Origin of the sequence: Tardiphaga sp. 862_B3_N4_1 (assembly GCF_051811085.1) — a bacterium.
Classification (GTDB): domain Bacteria; phylum Pseudomonadota; class Alphaproteobacteria; order Rhizobiales; family Xanthobacteraceae; genus Tardiphaga; species Tardiphaga robiniae.
The window spans coordinates 1,185,987-1,202,782 of sequence record NZ_JBPWQB010000001.1; the positions used below are offsets into that span (position 1 = coordinate 1,185,987).

Annotated in this window: 18 protein-coding genes; 14 read left to right on the forward strand and 4 right to left on the reverse strand. The window is 61.4% G+C overall.

The window, feature by feature from the left end; translation table 11 throughout:
• Window positions 1-22 precede the first annotated feature (22 nt).
• Together fumC and AB8B02_RS05555 are read right to left on the reverse strand one after the other, a co-directional pair.
• Entirely contained in the window at window positions 23-1,435 is a 1,413-nt protein-coding gene (gene fumC, locus AB8B02_RS05550; RefSeq protein WP_175367164.1) for a class II fumarate hydratase, read from the reverse strand.
• A gap of 108 nt (window positions 1,436-1,543) precedes the next feature.
• Window positions 1,544-2,059: an SspB family protein gene (locus tag AB8B02_RS05555; RefSeq protein ID WP_089268256.1), complete on the reverse strand. Its 516-nt coding sequence runs from the start codon at window positions 2,057-2,059 to the stop codon at window positions 1,544-1,546.
• A gap of 256 nt (window positions 2,060-2,315) precedes the next feature.
• On the opposite strand from AB8B02_RS05555, the gene AB8B02_RS05560 reads away from it, so the two are divergent.
• From AB8B02_RS05560 to AB8B02_RS05610, 11 genes are all read left to right on the forward strand, one after another.
• Complete coding sequence (locus AB8B02_RS05560) at window positions 2,316-2,918, forward strand: chromate transporter (protein WP_089268257.1); 603 nt, start codon at window positions 2,316-2,318, stop codon at window positions 2,916-2,918.
• Window positions 2,915-3,451 carry a chromate transporter gene (locus AB8B02_RS05565; RefSeq protein ID WP_120289067.1) on the forward strand — a complete coding sequence of 179 codons (537 nt, stop codon included), beginning with the start codon at window positions 2,915-2,917 and terminating at the stop codon, window positions 3,449-3,451. Before AB8B02_RS05560 ends, AB8B02_RS05565 begins: the two co-directional genes overlap by 4 nt.
• A gap of 92 nt (window positions 3,452-3,543) precedes the next feature.
• The gene (locus AB8B02_RS05570) at window positions 3,544-4,044 is read left to right on the forward strand and encodes a tripartite tricarboxylate transporter TctB family protein (RefSeq protein ID WP_089268259.1); all 501 of its coding nucleotides are present in this window, start codon (window positions 3,544-3,546) and stop codon (window positions 4,042-4,044) included.
• 13 nt (window positions 4,045-4,057) lie between these two features.
• On the forward strand, window positions 4,058-5,623 hold the full coding sequence (locus AB8B02_RS05575; protein WP_170849787.1) for a tripartite tricarboxylate transporter permease: 1,566 nt from the start codon (window positions 4,058-4,060) through the stop codon (window positions 5,621-5,623).
• 127 nt (window positions 5,624-5,750) lie between these two features.
• Window positions 5,751-6,734 carry a tripartite tricarboxylate transporter substrate-binding protein gene (locus AB8B02_RS05580; RefSeq protein WP_089268260.1) on the forward strand — a complete coding sequence of 328 codons (984 nt, stop codon included), beginning with the start codon at window positions 5,751-5,753 and terminating at the stop codon, window positions 6,732-6,734.
• Between the two features lie 166 nt (window positions 6,735-6,900).
• Window positions 6,901-7,695 (forward strand): thymidylate synthase, encoded by a 795-nt coding sequence (locus AB8B02_RS05585; protein ID WP_089268261.1) that lies wholly within the window; start codon window positions 6,901-6,903, stop codon window positions 7,693-7,695.
• Window positions 7,692-8,228 (forward strand): dihydrofolate reductase, encoded by a 537-nt coding sequence (locus tag AB8B02_RS05590; protein WP_439063358.1) that lies wholly within the window; start codon window positions 7,692-7,694, stop codon window positions 8,226-8,228. The genes AB8B02_RS05585 and AB8B02_RS05590 overlap by 4 nt, the downstream gene beginning before the upstream one ends.
• Before the next feature lie 152 nt (window positions 8,229-8,380).
• Window positions 8,381-9,535 carry an FtsH protease activity modulator HflK gene (hflK, locus tag AB8B02_RS05595; RefSeq protein WP_089268263.1) on the forward strand — a complete coding sequence of 385 codons (1,155 nt, stop codon included), beginning with the start codon at window positions 8,381-8,383 and terminating at the stop codon, window positions 9,533-9,535.
• On the forward strand, window positions 9,532-10,425 hold the full coding sequence (hflC, locus tag AB8B02_RS05600; RefSeq protein ID WP_089268264.1) for a protease modulator HflC: 894 nt from the start codon (window positions 9,532-9,534) through the stop codon (window positions 10,423-10,425). The genes hflK and hflC overlap by 4 nt, the downstream gene beginning before the upstream one ends.
• 168 nt (window positions 10,426-10,593) lie before the next feature.
• Window positions 10,594-10,794, forward strand: a complete 201-nt coding sequence (locus AB8B02_RS05605) for a DUF2065 domain-containing protein (protein ID WP_068734021.1) — start codon at window positions 10,594-10,596, stop codon at window positions 10,792-10,794.
• Window positions 10,795-10,992: 198 nt separating this feature from the next.
• Entirely contained in the window at window positions 10,993-12,531 is a 1,539-nt protein-coding gene (locus AB8B02_RS05610) for a Do family serine endopeptidase (RefSeq protein WP_439063359.1), read from the forward strand.
• 1,058 nt (window positions 12,532-13,589) lie between these two features.
• On the opposite strand, the gene AB8B02_RS05615 is transcribed toward AB8B02_RS05610, so the two are convergent.
• The gene (locus tag AB8B02_RS05615; RefSeq protein WP_139285909.1) at window positions 13,590-13,913 is read right to left on the reverse strand and encodes a hypothetical protein; all 324 of its coding nucleotides are present in this window, start codon (window positions 13,911-13,913) and stop codon (window positions 13,590-13,592) included.
• 88 nt (window positions 13,914-14,001) lie between these two features.
• Complete coding sequence (gene serB / locus AB8B02_RS05620) at window positions 14,002-14,895, reverse strand: phosphoserine phosphatase SerB (RefSeq protein WP_439063360.1); 894 nt, start codon at window positions 14,893-14,895, stop codon at window positions 14,002-14,004.
• A 3-nt stretch (window positions 14,896-14,898) separates the two neighbouring features.
• Here serB and miaA point away from each other — a divergent pair, with 3 nt between their 5' ends.
• The 3 genes from miaA to AB8B02_RS05635 are packed head-to-tail and all read left to right on the forward strand — an operon-like array spanning window position 14,899 to window position 16,478.
• The gene (gene miaA / locus AB8B02_RS05625; protein WP_175365602.1) at window positions 14,899-15,825 is read left to right on the forward strand and encodes a tRNA (adenosine(37)-N6)-dimethylallyltransferase MiaA; all 927 of its coding nucleotides are present in this window, start codon (window positions 14,899-14,901) and stop codon (window positions 15,823-15,825) included.
• 39 nt (window positions 15,826-15,864) lie between these two features.
• Complete coding sequence (locus AB8B02_RS05630) at window positions 15,865-16,161, forward strand: type II toxin-antitoxin system RelE/ParE family toxin (RefSeq protein ID WP_175365601.1); 297 nt, start codon at window positions 15,865-15,867, stop codon at window positions 16,159-16,161.
• 8 nt (window positions 16,162-16,169) lie between these two features.
• Entirely contained in the window at window positions 16,170-16,478 is a 309-nt protein-coding gene (locus AB8B02_RS05635; RefSeq protein WP_175365600.1) for a HigA family addiction module antitoxin, read from the forward strand.
• Window positions 16,479-16,796 lie beyond the last annotated feature (318 nt).

Genomic DNA, 16,796 nt, shown 5'->3' on the forward strand with positions numbered 1-16,796 from the left:
AGCTGTGAGCAAATATTCTTGCTTACCCAGGATGTATCATTTTGGCCGGCTGAACAAGAAGATCGAACTCTGCTGCACTAACAAAACCGAGCCGCAGCGCTTCCTCCTTCAATGTCGTTCCGTTTGCATGAGCAACCTTAGCTACTTTCGCCGCGTTATCGTAACCGATTTTCGGTGCGAGTGCAGTCACGAGCATCAGTGATCGTTCCATCAACTCATGAATTCGTTTTTCATCGGCGCGAATGCCGTTGATGCAGTGCTCTGTGAAGGATCGCGCAACGTCTGCCATCAATTGGATGGACTGCATCATGCAATGGGCCATCACCGGCTTGTAGACATTGAGCTCGAAGTGACCCTGACTGCCGGCCACCGTAATTGCCGTGTGGTTACCGAATACCTGACAGCATACCATTGTCATTGCTTCACATTGTGTCGGATTTACCTTTCCAGGCATGATCGATGAGCCAGGCTCGTTCTCCGGAAGTATCAATTCGCCAAGTCCGGAACGCGGGCCAGATCCGAGCAATCGGATGTCGTTTGCAATCTTAAATAGACTAGTTGCAACTGAGTTGATCGCACCGTGTGCAAACACATAGGCGTCGTTTGATGCGAGTGCTTCGAATTTGTTCGGTGCAGTGATGAAAGGCAGCTTGGTAATTGTTGCTGCGTGCTTCGCGAACAACTTCGCAAAACGAGGCTTGGAGTTGAGGCCGGTCCCGACTGCAGTTCCACCTTGGGCGAGCGGGTAGAGATCCTTCACGACGCTTCGTAGGCGTTTGATGCCGCTTTCGATCTGTGCGGCATAGCCTGAAAACTCCTGCCCGAGCGTGAGCGGCGTCGCGTCTTGTGTATGTGTACGTCCGATCTTCACGATCTTTGCGAAGGCTTTTTCCTTCTTGCGCAACGCAGCATGTAGTTCGCTTAGTGCGGGGATGAGGTACTCAACAATACCCTGCGTTGCCGCAATGTGCATCGCAGTCGGAAACGAATCGTTGGACGATTGACTCATGTTGACATGGTCATTGGGATGCACTGGCTTCTTGGCGCCGCGTTCACCGCCAAGAAGCTCGTTCGCACGATTGGCAATGACCTCGTTGAGATTCATGTTGGTCTGCGTGCCGGAGCCGGTTTGCCAGACGACCAATGGGAAGTGATCATCCAGTTTCCCGTCGATGACTTCGCGTGCTGCGCTCACAATGGCCTTTGCAAGCTTGGGCTCGAGAAGTTTGAGTTCGCGATTGGTTTCGGCCGCCGCCAGCTTGACGATGCCGAGCGCGCGAATGATCGGCATCGGCATGCGATCGTGACCGATCTTGAAATTCTGTCGCGACCGTTCCGTTTGGGCTCCCCAATAACGATCCGCTGCGACCTCGATCGGACCGAAGCTGTCGGTTTCGGTGCGGGTGGTGGCGGAGGTCTTCGAGGATTTGGCCATGGGTACGGTCCTTGCGATGCCGCGCTCCCTGCAGAGACTTCTGGCGGGTGCGGCGCATAAGAATGGGGCCGCGCGAACGCGGCCCCGGCACCTTACAACGTCTTGCGATTATTTTTTCCGGAAGCGGTCTAAACGGACGACTTCTGCACCTTCGCCCGATTTTGGCGGTTCTTCCTCTGAAGCAGGCGCGGGCGGAGCCGGAGGGGCGGCGAGAGCAGATGCCGCAGTGGCTGCGGACGACGCACCGGCAGCCGGGGTCTCTACAGCGGTTTCGGTTTCGAACTGCAGGCCGAACTGCACCGAGGGATCGTAGAAACTCTTGATGGCGTTGAACGGCACGACGAGGCGCTCGGGGATGCCGTTAAAGGACAGGCCGACCTCGAAGCGATCTTCGGTGACCACGAGATCCCAGAACTGATGCTGCAGGATCACCGTCATTTCCTCTGGATACTGGGCCAGCAGGCGCGGCGACAGTTTGACGCCGTCGGCCGTTGAAACGAAGGTGATAAAGAAGTGGTGCTCGCCCGGCAGGCCATGCTCGGCAGCGTCGATCAGCACGCGCCGCAGAACGCCACGAAGGGCGTCGCGCGCCAGCACATCGTATCGAATATGATCGGTTGCCATCGGTCGGTCCCGTCGCTTGTCTTGGTCATGGCCATATATGGAGTGAGGGCGAGGCCGGAGGCCGACTCGCGTCACATACTGTTCTATCTATTCTATCCCGGTCTTGACCCGAGGTCAGCAGCCGGAAAAGCTGGCGCCCTCTATATATGACGCAAATTGGACGCGATACAGCCGGGCGGTCATTTCAACCGCCGATTGGCGTGGAAACAGGCAAAAATCGATTGGCCCGATGGGCGGATGGCCCTAGTTCTGGATCATGCGTCCAAGTTCACCACAGGCTGATGCCCCCATTGCGGAACTCGCGTCGGCATCGCCGCCGGGACTGCTGACGCTATTCCTTGCCTTTGCAAAGATGTCCCTGGCCGGTTTCGGTGGTGTTCTGGTTTGGGCGCGCCGGGCGATCGTCGAGCAGCACGGCTGGATGACGCCCGAGGAATTCAATGAGACTTTCGCACTTTGCCATTTCTTGCCGGGGCCGAATATCGTCAATCTGTCGGTGGTGTTCGGGGCGCGGTTTCGCGGTGTGCCTGGCGCTATTGCAGCCTTTGCGGGATTGCTGGGTCCGCCCGTGGTCATCGTGACCATTCTGGCGATCCTGTATGCACGCTTTGGGGATATCGAAGCGCTGCGGCGCACACTTGCCGGCGTCTCATGCGCTGCCGTTGGACTGCTGTTCGCGGTGATTTTCCGAATGATGCTGCCTCTTCTGAAGAAGCGTGAGCCCGTCAGCCTGGCGCTCCTGATCGCCGTTTTCGTCGCCGTTGGCGTGATGCGATGGCCATTGCCGACCGTTCTTCTGGTGTCGATTCCCGTCAGTATCGGCCTGACCATGTTGATGCGACGGCGGGCGGCAGCATGAACGATGCCACTCCCGGATCGCTTGTCACGCTGGCCTGGTCGTTCGGGCTGATGTCGCTTTTTGCCGTGGGCGGCGCCAATTCGGCCATTCCCGAAATTCATCGGCTCGCGGTCGATGTCAACCACTGGATGTCCGACAAGCAGTTCGCGGATGTGTTTGCGATCTCGCAGCTGTCGCCGGGGCCGAATGTTCTCATTGTGACGCTGATCGGTTATCAGGTCGCTGGCATCCTCGGTGCGATGGTTGCAACACTGGCCATGTGCGGGCCGACGGCCGTGTTTGCTTATTTTGTCAGCCAATTGCTTGCGCGCTCGGGCCACGCGCAATGGCCGGGAATCGTACAGGCCGCGCTGGTCCCCTTATCGATAGGTCTCATGAGCGCGAGCGGGTTGGTTCTGCTGTTCGCTTCTGACACCACCTGGACGGCGTTTCTGGTAACGGGGAGCGCCGCCGTTTTGGCGTTTGCCACGCGGCTTAACCCGCTATGGTTGTTAGTTGCCGGGGGCCTTCTTGGTTTCGCTGGCGTTCTCTGACGAAAATCGCTAGCAAGCTTGACCACGGAGCCGTTGGGCGGTCTCCGAACGATGTTGTTTGGGCTAAATGCTCGTGACAGGGGAACGTACCAATGAGTGATGCGCCGAGCCATGCGCCGGAGAAATCCATCTTACCGAGCTGGGTCAAAGGCCCTCAAGACTTTATCGGCGGCCTTGCTTTGGTGGCGATTGCTGCATTTGCTCTGTGGGCATCCAGCGATCTGCAGGGCATGCATGGCTTCTCGTTCGGAGCAGGTACCGCGCCGCGGATGTTCGGCATTCTGCTGCTGGGTCTTGGTGCAGCCGTAACCGTTGTCGGCATTTTCACAGAGGGCCCCGGGCTCTCCAAGTTCCACTGGCGCGGTCCGTTTTTTGTGGCGCTGGCCATTCTGGTTTTCGCGGTCGGCATTCGTCCGATGGGCATGATCTTCGCGGCGATGTCGAGTTTTCTGATTGCTGCGCTCGGCACGCCCGAGACGCGCTGGAAAGAAACGATCATCGTTGGCGCCTGCCTAACGGGCTTCTGCGCCTTGCTGTTCCCGTATGCGCTTGGTCTGCCGTTGCAGATGTGGCCGACATTTCTGATCCGCTAAGAACGAGGGCGTCATGGGTGATCTTTTTTCGAATCTCGGTCTTGGCTTCAGCACCGTCTTCCAGTTCGTGCAGTGGACGCCGGCGTTCCTTGGCGGAATGTCGATCCCGCTTCCGATCAATATTCTGCTGTGTCTGATCGGTGCGCTGGTCGGTACGCTGGTCGGCGTTCTGCCGGGCATCGGTACCATTGCCACCGTGGCGATGTTGCTGCCGATCACGTTCGGTCTGCCGCCGGTCGGCGCGCTGATCATGCTCGCCGGCATCTATTACGGTGCGCAATATGGCGGTTCGACCACGTCGATCCTGGTCAATATTCCGGGTGAAGCAGGTTCGGTCGTAACTGCGCTCGACGGCTTCCAGATGGCGAAGCAGGGCCGTGCCGGTCCGGCGCTCGCGATTGCAGCAATCGGCTCGTTCTTTGCGGGTTGCGTTGCGACGGTCCTTATCGCTGTGCTCGGCGCGCCGCTCACCAAGCTCGCGCTTGCGTTCGGTCCTGCAGAATACTTCTCGCTCATGGTGCTCGGCCTGATCTTTGCCGTGGTGCTTGCCAAGGGCTCGGTGCTGAAGGCGATCGCGATGATCGTATTCGGTCTGCTGCTGTCCATGGTTGGCTCCGACATCGAGACCGGTGCGTCGCGCATGTCGTTCAACATCCCTGAACTCGCTGACGGCCTAGGCTTCGCTACGGTCGCCATGGGTCTGTTCGGCTTTGCGGAAATCATCCGCAACCTGGATGCGGGCGGCGAGGAAGATCGCCAGCTCGTGCAGCAGAAGGTCACGGGCCTGATGCCGACCAAGAAGGATTTGAAGGACTCTGCGCCGGCAATTCTGCGCGGCACGGTGCTCGGCTCCATTCTCGGCATTCTGCCGGGCGGCGGCGCGGTCATCGCATCCTTCGCGGCCTATACGCTTGAGAAGAAGCTGTCGAAGGATCCGAAGCGTTTCGGTCGCGGAGCGATCGAAGGCGTTGCGGCGCCGGAAAGCGCCAACAACGCTGCAGCGCAAACCTCGTTCATCCCGCTGCTCACCCTCGGCATTCCGCCGAACGCGGTGATGGCGCTGATGGTCGGCGCGATGACCATCCATGGCATCGTGCCGGGCCCGCAGGTGATGCAGAAGCAGCCGGAACTCGTCTGGGGCATGATCGCCTCGATGTGGATCGGAAACCTGATGCTGCTCGTCATCAACCTGCCGATGGTCGGCATCTGGGTTCGGCTGCTTCGTGTGCCGTATCGCCTGATGTTCCCGTCGATCGTGGTGTTCTGCAGCATCGGCATCTATTCGGTGAACAACGCACCGATGGACGTGGTGCTCGCAGGCGTGTTCGGTTTGCTCGGCTACTGGTTGATCAAGCATGACTTTGAACCGGCGCCGCTGCTGCTCGGCATGGTGCTTGGTCCGCTGATGGAAGAGAACCTGCGTCGTGCACTGCTGATCTCGCGCGGCGATGCGACGGTGTTTTTCACCCGTCCGTTGTCGGCCACCCTGATGGCAATCTCGGCGTTCCTGCTGATCCTCGCTGTGCTTCCCGCACTGCGAAAGAAACGCGACGAAGTCTTCGTCGAATCCGAGAGCTGACGAATCTCTCCACACATCTGCGTCGTTACGCCACGGCCCGAAGTCGAATAGACTTCGGGCCTTTGCTTGTATTCAGTCCCGCGACTGTCGTTATTTTCGCGGCAAAAACATTTTCGGAGGAAACCAAATGAAGCTGTTCAATCGCAGAGTTGCGATCAGTGGCCTGGCGGCCGTCGCCGGCTTCGGCGCACTGGCAACCACTGTTCAGGCGCAGGAATACCCGACGCGCAACATCACCATGATCGTGCCGTTCGCGGCCGGCGGCCCCACCGATGTGATCGCGCGCATCGTCGCTGCGGACATGTCGAAGACGCTGGGCCAGCAGATCATCATCGAGAACGTCGTCGGCGCTGGCGGCACGACCGGCGCGACGCGTGCAGCGCGTGCGGCCAATGACGGCTACACGATCATCACCGGCCACATGGGCACCCATGCTGCGGCGGTGCCGCTGTATCCGAAGCTCGCTTATCACCCCGAGAAGGATTTCGAGCCCGTCGCGCTGCTCGCCGGCACGCCGATCCTGATCCTGGCGAAGAAGGATTTCGCGCCAAAGGATCTCAAGGAATTCGTCACCTATGTGAAGGCCAACAGCGACAAGTTGAACATGGCCCATGCCGGCGTCGGTTCTGTGTCGTACTCGTCCTGCGAATTGCTGAGCTCGGTTCTGGATATCAAGCCGACCGGCGTGCCGTTCAATGGCACCGGTCCGGCGATGAACGCGCTGGTCGGTGGTCAGGTCGATTATATGTGCGACCAGATCGTCAACGCGGTTCCGCAGATCAAGGGCGGCACCATCAAGGCCTATGCCATTGCGACGCCCGATCGTAACCCGTCGCTGCCGGACGTCCCGACCACCATCGAAGCCGGTCTGCCGAAGTATCAGGCCTCGGCCTGGAACGCGATCTTCGCACCCAAGGGCACGCCTGCCGCGATCACTGCCAAGCTGAACGCCGCGGCCGCCAAGGCGCTGGACGACGAGAACGTCAAGAAGCGTCTGCTCGATCTCGGTTCGGACATTCCGAAGCCGGAAGCCCGCACCCAGGCTGCGCTCGGTTCGCTGGTGAAGAGCGAAGTCGAGAAGTGGTCGGCGGTATTGAAGCCCGCGATGTGATCGGAACCGGCTAACCGGTTGATTTCAAGGGCTGGATCCCCAGGGATCCAGCCCTTGCCGTTTGCGGGGCAGGGACACACTTTTTCGGGTATAATCCGGGAATCGGCGTGTCCGACCACCGGACGAGGCGATAAGTTCGCCCGCTCACAAGCCCGCAAGATCGACCATGAACCAGTATCACGACCTGCTAGAGCGAATCCTGAGCGACGGTGCCGAGAAGCACGACCGCACCGGCACAGGCACGCTGTCGGTGTTCGGCCATCAGATGCGCTTCAAGCTCAGTGATGGTTTCCCCGTGCTGACCACCAAGAAGCTTTCGCTGAAGGCGATCATCCACGAGCTGCTGTGGTTTTTGGCAGGCGATACCAATATCAAATATCTCAAGGACCACGGCGTCTCGATCTGGGATGAATGGGCGGACGCCAATGGTGATCTCGGCCCGGTCTATGGATCGCAGTGGCGCTCATGGCCGGCGCCCGACGGACGGAGCATCGACCAGATCGCCAATGTGGTCGATATGATCAAGCGCAATCCGGACTCGCGCCGGCTGATCGTGACGGCGTGGAATCCCGCCGAGATCGACAAGATGGCGCTGCCGCCATGTCATTGTCTTTTCCAATTCTATGTCGTGAACGGCAAGCTGTCGTGCCAGCTCTATCAGCGCTCGGCCGACGTCTTCCTCGGCGTGCCGTTCAATATCGCCTCCTATGCACTGCTGACGATGATGATCGCGCAGGTCACGGGTCTCAAGCCCGGCGACTTCGTTCATACCCTTGGCGACACGCATCTCTATTCCAACCATCTGGAGCAAGCGCGGCTGCAGTTGACGCGGCCGACGCGTACGCTGCCGGTGATGAAGATCAATCCGGACGTGAAGGACATCTTCGCGTTCCGCTATGAGGACTTCACCCTCGAAGGCTACGATCCGCATCCGCATATCAAGGCCGAGGTTGCGGTGTGACCGCAACGACGGCTGTCCCTCAGATTGTCTTCGTCTATGCCGTCGCCGAGAACGGCGTGATCGGGCAGGGCAATGCCATTCCATGGCGGCTCAAGTCCGACATGCAGCGCTTCAAGGCGCTGACGATGGGCAAGCCGATTGTGATGGGGCGCAAGACGTTCGAGTCGTTTCCGAAGCGACCGCTGCCGGGCCGCACCAATATCGTCATCACGCGCAATGCCGACTATCAGGCCGCTGGGGCTGTAGTCACCGCGTCGCTTGCCGATGCGCGCGCGGTGGCGACTGGCGATGCGCTGCGGCGTTTGGTCACTGAGATTGCCGTGATCGGCGGCGCCGAGATCTATGCCCAATGGATGGGGATCGCCGGCCGTCTCGAAGTGACCGAAGTTCACGCGCAGCCGACCGGCGATACCTTTATGCCGCCGGTCGATCTCACTGTGTGGGAAGAAGTGGCACGCGTCAGGAATGCGGCGGCGGGCGAGGACAGCGTCGATTTCTCCTATGTGACATATTGCCGGAGAGCGCCTCGTTAACCGCGTTTTCCGCCCGTTAACATTGACTTTCGCGGCCTCGGGCATAGCTCCAGCGATCAAGAACCCCGCGTTGTAAGAGCTGGGGTCGTCCCCTATAAAGCCTGCAGACGTGGCGAGACCGGTATGTCCGGCCGCGCAGAGGAGAGTGTTGAATGCCGTGGAAGAATCAAGGCGGAGGCCCATGGGGCTCTGGTCCGAAGGGACCCTGGGGTTCTGGTCCGCAATCATCCGGACCGAGGCCGCCTGATCTTGAGGATCTGCTGCGCAAGGGGCAGGACCGCCTGCAGTCGATGCTGCCCGGCGGCTTCGTCAGCGGCATGGGCATCGCGCTCGTGCTCGCCGTGGCGCTCGTGATCTGGGGGCTGTCCGGTTTCTTCCGCGTGCAGTCCGAAGAGCTCGGTGTCGTGCTGCGCTTCGGCAAGCATGTCCGCACCGTGCAGCCCGGCCTGAACTATCATCTGCCTTATCCGATCGAGACCGTGCTGTTGCCGAAGGCGCTGCGCGTATCGACGCTGTCGGTCGGCATGTCGATCCTGGAAGACACCGGTCGCCGTGGCCGCACCATCCGCGATGTGCCGGAAGAGAGCCTGATGCTGACCGGCGACGAGAACATCGTCGATGTCGACTTCACCGTGTTGTGGCGCATCAAGCCCGACGGGGTCGGCAACTTCCTGTTCAACATCCAGAACCCCGAAGGCACCGTGAAAGCGGTCGCCGAAAGCGTGATGCGTGAAGTCGTGGGCCGCGCCAACATTCAGCCGATCCTCACCGGCGCACGCACCACCACCGAAACCCAGGTGCAGGAACTGATGCAGAAGACGCTCGACGGCTATAGCGCCGGCGTCCTGATCCAGCAGGTCCAGCTGCAGAAGGTCGATCCGCCGGCACAGGTGATCGATGCGTTCCGTGACGTGCAGGCGGCGCAGGCCGACGCCCAGCGTCTGCAGAACGAAGCCCAGACCTATACCAACCGCGTCGTTCCCGATGCGCGCGGTCGTGCTGCGCAGATCCTGCAGGTCGCCGAAGGCTATCGCGAACAGGCGATCGCCGAAGCAAAGGGCCAGAGTGCGCGCTTCCTGAAGGTCTACGACGAGTACAAAAAGGCGCCTGACGTAACCCGTCAGCGTATCTATCTCGAAACCATGGAGCGGATCTTCGGCGGAGCCGAGAAGCTGGTCTATGACGGCGGCCAGGGCGCCGGTGCGTCGCAAGGCGTCGTGCCTTACCTTCCCTTGAATGAACTGACGCCGCGGCGTCAGCCTCCGGCGCCATCTGGTCAGCCTCAGCAGAGCGGGAGCACCCGATGAAAACCGGCATCTCAGGTATCGTTGCACTGATTGTAGTGCTGGTGCTGGTCATCGTGGGCTTCGGCTCGATCTATACGGTGCGCCAGACTGAACAGGCCCTTGTGGTGCGACTCGGCGAGCCCGTTCGCGTGGTCACCGAACCCGGTCTGAACTTCAAGATCCCGTTCATCGACAGCGTGATCTCGATCGACAAGCGTATCCTCGATCTGGAAAACCCGGCTCAGGAAATCATCGCCAACGACCAGCGTCGTCTGGTGGTCGATGCCTTCGCTCGCTACAAGATCAAGAATGCCCTGCGCTTCTACCAGAGCATCGGCTCGATCCAGGCTGCGAACATCCAGCTCACCACGCTGCTCAACGCGGCCATGCGCCGTGTGCTCGGCGAGGTCACCTTCATCCAGATCGTGCGCGACGAGCGCGAGAACCTGATGAACAAGATCCGCGAGCAGCTCGACAAGGAAGCCGACGGTTACGGCATCTCCGTCGTCGACGTTCGTATCCGCCGCGCCGATCTGCCGGAGGCGAACAGCCAGGCGGTGTATCAGCGGATGCAGACCGAGCGTCAGCGGGAAGCTGCTGAATTCCGCGCCGGCGGTGGCCAGAAGGCGCAGGAGATTCGCTCCAAGGCCGATCGTGAAGCAACGGTGATCATCGCCGATGCGAATTCGACGGCTGAACAAACCCGCGGTGCGGGCGACGGCGAGCGCAACCGTCTGTTTGCCGAATCCTACGGCCAGGATCCGGAGTTCTTCGCGTTCTACCGCTCGATGACGGCTTACGAGAACGGATTGAAGAGCAACGACACCCGCTTCCTGCTGCGGCCGGATTCGGAGTTCTTCCGCTTCTTCGCCAATCCGTCGGGCAAGCCCCCCGCGGCAAAGCCGCAGTAACGGCGTCACTGGTTAAGCTTACGCGGATACCTGTTTTGCGTTCGCTGCCACTCTGATCTAAAGGATGAGGCGCGCCATCGTGGCGCGCCTCATTTGTTTTCAGAAAAGCGCCAAGAAAACTGCCAAGAAACTGCGGCCAGGGTGCGAACGTTCGGGAGTTGAAGTCGGATGAGGTCCATAGCGTTTGCCGACTTCCTCATCGGCATCGGAATCCTGTTCGTGTTCGAAGGCATCCTGTTCCTGGCATTTCCCGGATGGATGCGCCGCGCGATGAAGAGCGCGCTGCAAAGCCCTGACAATATCCTGCGCATCGCCGGTCTGGTCTCGGCCGTCGGCGGCCTGATCCTGATCTGGGCGATCCGGCGCTAGCGGCGGCTCATAATCTCTCCGGGCGTCCGAAAAAGCTCTTCCCGATCAACGCGATCGTGCACGTTTACGTCCGCATTCCGCCGCAATCCACGTCCCAGATGGGCCAGCCGGATGGCCCGCGCGAAGGCTTGCGCGATGTCGCCGTTCGGGCGCACTCTCAGTCAAATTTGCCGACTCTCTTTTGGAGACGTTTCCGACATGTCCATCGCTCATCCCTCTCTGAGCTCCGTTTCGCGCCGTGCACCGTATAGCGGCCTGCGTCCGCTGCTGACGGCGCTTTGTTTTGGCGCCGCGGTCGCCACGTTTTCCGCGCCGGCCTCGGGCCGCGGACCGGATGGCATCGCCGACGTCGCCGAGAAGGTGATCGATTCCGTGGTCAATATCTCGACCACCTCGACTGTCGAGGCGAAGAACAGCGACAAGGGGGAGGGCGGTGGCCGCGGGGCGATGCCGCAACTGCCGCCAGGCTCGCCGTTCGAGGAGTTCTTCGACGACTTCTTCAAGAACCGCGGCGGGCGCCCCGGCGGCGACAAGAATGGCGGCCTGCAGCCGCGCAAGACCAATTCGCTCGGCTCCGGTTTCATTATCGACACCTCGGGCGTCGTGGTCACGAACAACCATGTCATCGATGGTGCCGACGAGATCACCGTCATCATGAATGACGGCACCAAGATCAAGGCCGAGCTGGTCGGCGTCGACAAGAAGACCGATCTGGCAGTGCTGAAGTTTACCCCGGTAAAGCCTGTGGTCGCCGTGAAGTTCGGCGATAGCGAGAAACTGCGGCTTGGCGAATGGGTGATCGCGATCGGCAATCCGTTTTCGCTCGGCGGCAGCGTCACTGCGGGCATCGTCTCGGCGCGTAACCGCGAGATCAGCAATAACAGCCCCTATGACAGCTACATCCAGACTGACGCCTCGATCAATCGCGGCAATTCGGGCGGTCCGCTGTTCAACCTCGAGGGCGAAGTGGTTGGCGTGAACACGCTGATCATCTCGCCCACCGGCGGCTCCATCGGCCTCGGCTTCGCCGTGCCGTCGAAGACCGTGGTCGGCGTCATCGAGCAGCTGCGCGAATACAAGGAAGTCCGCCGCGGCTGGCTCGGCGTGCGCATCCAGCCGGTGACGGACGAGATTGCCGAGAGCCTGAACATCAAGCCGGCGCGCGGCGCACTGATCGCGGGTGTCGACGACAAGGGCCCGGCCAAGCCTGCCGGCCTCGAGCCCGGCGATGTGGTGATCAAGTTCGACGGCCGTGACGTCAAGGAGCCGAAGGACCTGTCGCGCATCGTTGCCGGCACCGCCGTCGGCAAGGCGGTCAATGTGCTGATCATTCGCAAGGGCAAGGAAGAGACCAAGCAGGTCACCCTCGGACGTCTCGAGGATGACAAGCCGGTGCAGGCCTCGATCAAGGCCACGCCGGAAGCCGAGAAGCCGGCGACGCAGAAGGCGCTGGGCCTCGACCTCACCGGTCTCAGCAAGGATCTGCGCACCAAGTACAAGATCAAGGACAGCGTGAAGGGCGTCATCGTGACCGGCGTCGATGCCGGCTCCGACGCCGCCGAGAAGCGCCTAGCCGCCGGCGACGTCATCGTCGAGGTCGCGCAGGAAGCGGTCACCAACGCCGCCGACGTCAAGAAGCGCGTCGATGCCTTGAAGAAGGACGGCAAGAAGTCGGTGCTGCTGCTGGTGTCGAATGCCGAAGGCGAGCTGCGCTTTGTGGCGCTGAGCGTGCAGTAGGGCTCTTTCTTCTCCCTCCCTCAAGCGCGGCGAAGCCGCGCGCAGCGGGGAGGGTGGCGCGTTTGAGAGCGAAGCGAACAAACGTGACGGGTGGGGTGCCCCACGTGAGGGCGTCGCTCGTGGCACCCCCACCCCGGCCTCCACTTCGTCGATGCTGCGCATCGCCTCCTTCGGCCGACCCTGCCCGCCTAGCGAAGCTTCGCTTCGCGCGGGGGGAGGGATTCCACAAACGCCTGCGCGCCGTTGCAGATGTGAATGTTAAACAGCCACTACCCTTCAGACATGCGTCATCGCCCCCATTGTTTGCGGCGCGGGGGCGCCGTCGTCGCTTGCATTCCCACCCTCCTGTGAGAGGGCGTGCGGAACGCCGGGTGCCCGTTGCACCCTTGGGCCTGATGCGATGCGGTCTTCCGCAATCTAGAGTGCATCAGGACTTTCGGAGGCGCCGAGCGATTGCCCAGCGTTCCGCATGCGGTGTTTTTCGGTTGCTTGCACTTTGCCTCGACGAACGCTCCGATCGCGAATTAAAGTCCCAAGGCGATGGGAAGGGAGCCTCAAGCGACTAGGCCGAACGCGTTTTGACTTGGTCGTCCGTCACACTGTTCAGAGGGTCATTCCATCCGAAGGTCGGCCGTCTCCCTGCCAGTGGCAGTGCTGGCGCAGATCCGTCCTGCCCGAAGACAGACGTTCCCCATGAACCGCGTGACGCCGCATCTCCGGCGTCCACCGCATCCCACCCCGCGAACGTGACGATCGCGATCGCCCCTCTCGGTGGGGCAGGACGAGGGGGAATATAAACCTTATGGGGATGGTGTCAACGGAAGATAGGAAAAAATGTTTGGCGTCGGCCTGTTGCCCTCACGAAAGCGGGGAGCCCAGTAAACGCCGGCGTTGCGCTTCGTCACGATGGCCTGCGTTTACTGGGCCGCCCGATCAAGTCGGGCGACGACAATTAGAGTTTGCGGCTGAAGCCACCAGAACACGTCGAGATTCCCCGCCACTCCAACTGGAGTGGCGGGGAATCTCGTCATGGGATGAACACTCCGGGAATCTTATTTTTAGGCGGGCGGCTCAGTGACCGGTTCCTTCTCGGGATAGCGCTGTTTGATCAACCAGTCGGCGGTCAGCAGCACCGCGAATGTCGCAAGTAGCAGCAGAACCAGCGTGCGAAGCGATATTGCCTGCTGCCTGTAAGCTTGCTGGAGAACGAGAAACATCGTCAGCCATGCGCCCGCATAGATGCTTCGCCAGCCGGTATGGAGAAGTTGGCGTGCGGAAAGCGGCCTGTCGGCCAGGAACGTCCGCACGCATTCCATTAGGGGCACGAGAATCCAAATCAAAGCGAAGAGCGGAACGAGACCCGATAAATCCAACGGCGGCATGATGACCGGTGCTTTCGTAACTGAAGACCGGTCGTTTGACGCTGCGGCTGCCGCAGTGGTTCAATTTACGTTTAGACTTTGGCCGTGCCTACGCGGTCACAAACGTGCTGCGCTTGTAGCCCTGCGCATACAGTAGCGCGGTGAGATCGCCGTGGTCGATCCGGGCTGCTGCCGATGCAGCCACGGCCGGCTTGGCGTGATAGGCGACGCCGAGGCCTGCATCCTGGATCATGGCGAGATCGTTGGCGCCGTCGCCGACGGCCATGGTGTCGAGATTGTCGAGATCGAAGGACTCGCGCAGCTCCACGAGTGTGGCGAGTTTCGCGGCCTTGCCGAGGATCGGCTCGGCCACCGTGCCGGTCAGCTTGCCATCCGCGACATGCAACACGTTGGCGCGGTTTTCCTGGAAGCCGACGAGTTCGGCGACCTTGGCTGTGAACAGCGTGAAGCCGCCGGAGACGAGGCAGGTATAGGCGCCATTGGCGCGCATGGTCTGCACCAGCTCGCGGCCGCCTGGCGTCAGCGTGATGCGCGAGGCCAGCACCTCGTCGACGACGCCGACCTTCAGATTTTTCAGCAGCGCCACGCGTTCGCGCAGCGCCGGCTCGAACTCGATCTCGCCGCGCATGGCGCGTTCGGTAATCGCAGCCACATGGGCCTTGAGGCCGGCGAAATCGGCGAGCTCGTCGATACATTCCTGGCCGATCATGGTGGAATCCATGTCGGCGAGAAAAAGCTTCTTGCGGCGGTCGCTGACAGGCTGCACGACAACGTCGATCGGCATGTCGCCGCGGGCTGCGCGCAGGCGGTCGCCGAGCGCGAGCATGTTGTGGTCGCTGGCAAACATGATATCTGCGGCGACGCCGTCGCTCAGCCAGTGCGCCTCGGTGTCGCCCGGCAGAAGTGCGCGCAGACCGTCGACCACCGTGCTATCGAGAGCGGGATTGGCGGGATTGCAGATCAGGGTCGCGACGAGAGACATGACGTGAGTTCCAAGCCAGACAACAGAGCGCTGCTTATCGCAGGGCCGACCGCCAGCGGCAAGTCGGCGCTGGCGCTGGCCGTGGCGCGCGCGCAGAACGGCGTGGTCATCAATACCGACAGCATGCAGGTCTATCGCGACCTGCGCGTGCTGACGGCGCGGCCGACGGTCGACGAGGAGGCGCTGGCGCCGCACCGGCTCTATGGCTCGGTCGATGCCGCGGTGAATTTCTCCGCCGGCGCCTGGGTGGAGGAGGCGGCGCGGGTGCTTGCCGAGGTGCGGACGCAAGGCAAACTGCCGATCTTCATCGGCGGCTCCGGACTATACTTCAAGGCGCTGACGCGCGGGCTCTCGGCCGTACCGCCCGTCGCCGCCGAGGTGCGCGACGATGTCCGCGCACGGCTGGAGCGGGACGGGCCAGAGGCGCTGCATGCGCAGCTCGCTTTGGTCGATCCGGTCTCCGCTGCGCGGCTCAATCTGCGCGACCGCACGCGCATCGCCCGCGCGCTTGAAGTGGTGGAGGCGACCGGACGTTCGCTGACCGACTGGCATAGCGAAGGCCTGCCGCCGCTGCTGCCACCGGAGGGCGTGACCGCGCTGTTTCTCGCGCCTGAGCGCGATGAGCTTTATGCGCGGATCGATGCGCGGTTCGCGCGGATGCTGGATGAAGGCGCGCTGGACGAAGTCGCAGCGCTGGCCGCGCGCGGTCTCGATTCGCTGCTGCCGGCGATGAAGGCTCATGGCGTGCCGGCGCTGATCCGGCATATCCGCGGCGAGATCTCGCGCGAGGAGGCCGCGGAGATCGGGCAGGCGGATACGCGCCACTACGCCAAGCGGCAGTTCACGTGGTTTCGGCATCAACTGCCGGAGTTCGCGTGGATGACGGTGGAGGAGGCGGGGACGAGCTTGGCCAGAGCTCTTGTCCGTTGACCCATAGGGTGGTACAATGGCTCATCTGGGAGGCTCTGAATGATCGTCGGGTTTCGCGATGATTGGTTGCGGGCCTTCTTCGTGGACGACGTCCATTCTCGCAACATTCCGGCGGACCTTGAAAGCCGGCTGTTTCGCAAGCTTCAGATGATCGACGATGCGACCACCGATCAGGATCTGCGCGTACCGCCGAGCAATCATTTCGAAAAGCTGCGCGGCAAACTTGGCGGCTTGCACTCGATCCGCGTCAACAACCAATGGCGGCTGATCTTCCGCTGGGACAGCAGCCGCGGCGAAGCGTCGGATCTTTATCTCGACGATCACAGCTATCGATGAGGTGACTCATGCTGATGACCAAACGCAAGCCGGCCACTGTCGGTGAAATCCTGGTCGAGGAATTCATGCAGCCGCTTGGCCTGACACAAGGGACATTGGCAAAGGCGATGGGTGTCCAGCGCAAGCATGTGAACGAGTTGTGCAACGATCGCCGTAACGTGACCGCGGCGACCGCGCTCATTCTCGCGCGCGTCTTCGGCAACAGCCCGGACTTCTGGCTGAACGTGCAGCGCCGCAGCGATTTGTGGGAGGCGATGAACTCGCCGCAGGAAATGGCGCGGATCGAACGTGCAACGCCGCTGGTGAAGGCGGCGTAGGCCTGCAAACCAACACGCCGTCATGGCCGGGCAGAGCGAAGCGAGCTTCGCTAGATGTCCTGGCCATCCACGTTTTCGCTTGCGGCCAAAGGCGTGGATACCCGGCATGCGCCGGGCATGACGGTTGAGGAGGCGGCGCATATCAGCCCGCCCGTTTTTTCCGCTCGCCGAACGCCAAAGACCCGGCTAGGCTCCAAAATCAGCGCGATCACAGCAACTTCCCTTGACATCCCCCGTTTGCTGGCTATGTTCCGCGCAAGTTATGAAAAGTCGGACCGATCCTGTGCGCAACAAAGTTACGAATCTCCTTATTATCGT